General features: G+C 63.8%; 1 protein-coding gene. It reads right to left on the reverse strand.

Translation table 11 applies throughout. The features are described 5' to 3' along the window. The coding region (locus QX039_RS33015; protein ID WP_315774327.1) for a condensation domain-containing protein at window positions 1-1,669 on the reverse strand (1,669 nt) is incomplete at both ends.

The following is a 1,669-nucleotide window of genomic DNA, read 5'->3' on the forward strand; positions in this document are numbered from 1 at the left end:
CGCGCACCGTGTCATTCCACTCCGCCAGCACCCGACGCCGCTCCGCCGCGTCGAGAATGTCGATTGCGCCAATCGGCTGATCCGGCGCGGCGGTTGCAGATTCGAGCAGGCGCACCAAACGCGTGGCGATGGCTTCGACGGCTTTCCGCTCGAACAGATCCGTACTGTATTCGATCGTGCCTTCGATCCCAGCTGACCCACCGTGCTGGCCACGACTCTCTGTCAAGATCAAGGCCAGATCGAATTTGGCAGCTCTGCTGCTCATCGGTTGCGGGACGATGGTGAGACCGGGCATATCAAGGCTGAGCGTACCAGCGTTCTGTAACGCGAGCATCACCTGGAAGAGCGGGTGGCGTCTCAGAGACCGTGTCGGATTGATCGCCTCGACGAGGCGCTCGAACGGCAAATCCTGATTCGCGTAGGCATCGAGATTGGCGGCGCGCACGCGATCCACCAGTTCGCGGAAGCTTGGATTTCCAGCGGTGTCGCTGCGCAGTACCACGGTGTTGACGAAAAATCCGATCAAGTCGTCGAGCGCGTGATCGCTGCGCCCCGCCACCGGACTGCCGATTGGGATGTCCGTACCTGCGCCCAGCCGCGTGAGCAGCGCAGCGAGGCCGGCTTGGAGCACCATGAAGAGACTGGCCTGCTGTTCGCGCGCCAGCATCAGCAGCCCCTGGTGCACTTCGGGGGTGATCTCGAACGCGACAGTATCACCATGATGGCTGGGAACAGGCGACCGGGAACGGTCAACCGGCAGCTCCAGTTGCTCCGGCAGGCCATGCAGCGCCCTCTTCCAATACTCCAACTGGCGCGCGACCGGGCTCTCGGGATCCTCCTCATTGCCGAGCAGCGCGTGCTGCCAAAGCGTGTAGTCGGCGTATTGCAGGGGCAGCGGCTCGAAGACAGGCGCGCGCTTCTCACTACGCGCAGCATAAGCGGTAGCGAGATCGCGAGCCAGCGGCCCGAGCGAAGCTCCGTCGCCGGCAATATGATGGATCAACAGCAGCAGAACCTGGTCGCGCGGCGCGAGGACGAAGAGATCGACGCGGAGCGGCGGTTCGACGGCGAGATCGAAGCCGCGGCTCGCGGCCATGTTGAGCGCCTGGGGAAGCTCGGCCTCAGTGGTTGCCGCCACCGCGAGGATCGGCCGAGCGATTTCAGCATCGAGGATCAGCTGGCGGGGTGTGCCCGCCGTCTCCGGGAAGACGGTTCGCAGACTCTCATGCCGCTCGACCAAATCGGCGAGGGCGGCTTCGAGGGCGTCGCGATCGAGGGCACCGCGAAGACGCAATGCGAGCGTGAGATTATAGTGTGGGCTTTGTCCTTCGAGATGGTTGAGGAACCACAGGCGACTTTGCGCGAACGAGAGCGGGATCACCTCCGGACGAGGGCCCGGCCGAAGAGTCGGTCGTGCTGCCGCCTCGGCCTGATCGAGCCGTTCAGCGAGCCCGGAGATGGTCGAAACTTCAAACAGCGTACCAAGCGGCAGCTCGACCCCGAAAGCAGCACGGATTTTCGAGACCAAATGCGTCACGAGCAGCGAATGGCCGCCGAGATCGAAGAAGTTGTCATGGATCCCGACGCGCTCAAGCCCGAGGGTCTCGGCAAACAGAGCGCAGAGTTTCTCTTCGCGTGGTGTCCGCGGCGGGGTGTATTCGGTCACGGG

The organism is Bradyrhizobium sp. SZCCHNR1043 (genome assembly GCF_032489675.1).
Lineage (GTDB): Bacteria > Pseudomonadota > Alphaproteobacteria > Rhizobiales > Xanthobacteraceae > Bradyrhizobium.